This window comes from Luteimonas sp. A501 (assembly GCF_054052085.1).
This window is the reverse complement of sequence record NZ_JBSVRI010000025.1, coordinates 1-2,253: the sequence shown is the minus strand read 5'-3', so window position 1 is coordinate 2,253 and position 2,253 is coordinate 1. Positions and strand designations below refer to the sequence as shown.

At 56.7% G+C, this 2,253-nt stretch carries 2 protein-coding genes; both read right to left on the bottom strand.

The window, feature by feature from the left end:
* Positions 1 to 166: 166 nt before the first annotated feature.
* On the bottom strand, positions 167 to 535 hold the full coding sequence (locus ACW7G5_RS14730; RefSeq protein WP_457005761.1) for a VOC family protein: 369 nt from the start codon (positions 533 to 535) through the stop codon (positions 167 to 169).
* Between the two features lie 70 nt (positions 536 to 605).
* The gene (locus ACW7G5_RS14725; protein ID WP_457005759.1) at positions 606 to 905 is read right to left on the bottom strand and encodes a hypothetical protein; all 300 of its coding nucleotides are present in this window, start codon (positions 903 to 905) and stop codon (positions 606 to 608) included.
* Positions 906 to 2,253 lie beyond the last annotated feature (1,348 nt).

The window sequence follows — 2,253 nt, the reverse complement described above, 5'->3', positions numbered from 1 at the left end:
AGGAAAGCCTCCTCTAGATTTGCTCCCCGAAGTTCATCCATGCGAGCTAGATCATGAATCTCGCAGATCCGATTCCAATCATATTTCTGATAGCGACGAATCTTCATGCAATGCCTAACACCAGAATTAAGCCGTGCCGCGAAGCGGCATCGGCTTGAATGAATTGTTAGGCGCCGCCCGCAGCACCCTGTTCTTGGCCAACCCAAAGACGATTCCCATCCGGGTCTTCCAAGCGAAACTCCATCATGCCGTAGAACGTGGCGTCTAGGTCGGGGACGCTCAACCCGTTCTCGCGCGTTTGTCGGTGGAACTCCGCGACGTCCTCTGGGTAGAGATAAAGGACGGAGATCCTTGGGATGCCGGCGTGCAGGTTGATCGATTGGTCGAGCATGAGTTCGCAGCTGCCGCAGCGCAGCTTGGCCCAGCCCCAATCGTCGTTCCTGGATTCAACGACAAACCCAAGCTTTTCGTAGAAGACGACACTCTCCGGCATGCTCTTGACCGGTTGCATTGGAATCAGACGGGAAAGGCTCATGTGACCTCCACGTGGCGCCTAACGCCTGAATTAAGCCGCGCCGCGAAGCGGTGTCGGCTTGAATGAATTGTTAGGCCTCACCGCCAAGAAATGGCTGCGAAGCCTTCTTTAGTTCAGTGTCCCATAGCTCACAATCCTCCGTCTCCTTGGACTTGAGTGGCAGCAGCGCGTCAATCTCGATGCACCAACGACGGAAGATGATTAGCAATTGTTCCACTGTGCTCGGATCAACGGGATTACTCAGGCTCAGATGCAGGGTAGATCCTTGACCCACTACATTCTCGTAGGCGGGGAGTGAGTAGAGCCATTTGAAGAATCTATCCTCATCTTCAATGGCGAAGAACATTGGGCATTCGAAGGCTATTTCCATGAGGCCTAACACCAGAATTAAGCCGCGCCGCGAAGCGGTGTCGGCTTGAATGAATTGTTAGGCTGCGGCCCCGCAAGAAGTTGGTCCGCTGCCAGTAGACGAAATTGGGCTTGCTGTTCGGGCGAGAGTACGCGGAAAGGTATGGGCATGGCGCCACTCTCAAGCTCAATAAGAAAGCCACGGCTGTAAGTGTGGACTGCCTTCACCCTGGACCAAACAACAGAACCTGGACCGACCTTGGTGCGTCTGCTCACACCCGTAGCGTCGATAGTGAAGTCGCACCGGCCGACACGAGACGATTTGTACACGAACCCGATTGTTGCAACACACTGGAGCGTGATGCGCGCCAAATGCCGTCTTACTCCGCTTAGCGTGCGCAAGGCATCATCTGTATCGAAGGCGTGCTCCGTTACGAAGTGCAGATACTCTCCAAGCCGATAGCGAACTGAGAACTCGATGCGCGACAAGGGATCCATAGCAGCCTAACACCAGAGTTAAGCCGTGCCGCGAAGCGGCATCGGCTTGAACGACACGTTAGGCCGCCGATGCCTGGCACCTGGCCCAACCCTTGAACCGAACACTACAACAACTTGCCGAGCCTTGGCCGTGCCTGTGAGAGCGGAGGCGAGGATTCACAACTCGCGCGGCCGAAGACCCCACCGTGAGCCAGCACGAGGCCGACTCTAGATGATCGTACTTGCGCCGAAGATGCGCCTGTCCGGAGCCGAGATGCATCACGAATGTCTGCCGTGGCCTTCACCGCGTGTGCGAGGTGCCAACTGCGCTGGATGAGCGGAGTGCATCAAGCGACCGGATGCCCTGCTCCAACCGTGCGGGAAACAAGGCCTAACGCCTGAATTAAGCCGCGTTGCGAAGCAACGTCGGCTTGAATGAATTGTTAGGCCGCGCGCCTGCGACCAAGAACCGACGATAGCACCCGCGCCGGCAGCCAGAGAATGGCTCCGATCACCGCGTAGAGCAGAGAGTTGAGAAGGCTTGCCAGCAGCATGTACTGAGCAGAGCACCAAGTAAGCCAGCCTTGGCAGGCCTCCGCAGCCATAAGAATGATTGAGGCAGGGAACAGGACCACGAGCCACGCCTCAAGGTGCTGATGCCACGACCCAGGTGAGACGGAAAAGATTGCTAGAAGAACCGCAGCCGCGGCGAGGCCAGCAACAGCCCAGAAAACCATCCATTTCAGTAGCGACACTGTTGCCATAGCGGCCTAACACTTGAATTAAGCCGCGCCGCGAAGCGGCGTCGGCTTGAATGAACTGTTAGGCGGCATCTGCGTGGTACTACGACCGCCAACATTGAAGAGCATAAAGCGCACCCGCCGCATGACGAC

Bases quoted from the DNA above. Each gene is read 5' to 3' on its own strand.
- ACW7G5_RS14730 (WP_457005761.1), bottom strand. From the start codon at position 535: ATGAGCCTTTCCCGTCTGATTCCAATGCAACCGGTCAAGAGCATGCCG.
- ACW7G5_RS14725 (WP_457005759.1), bottom strand. From the start codon at position 905: ATGGAAATAGCCTTCGAATGCCCAATGTTCTTCGCCATTGAAGATGAG.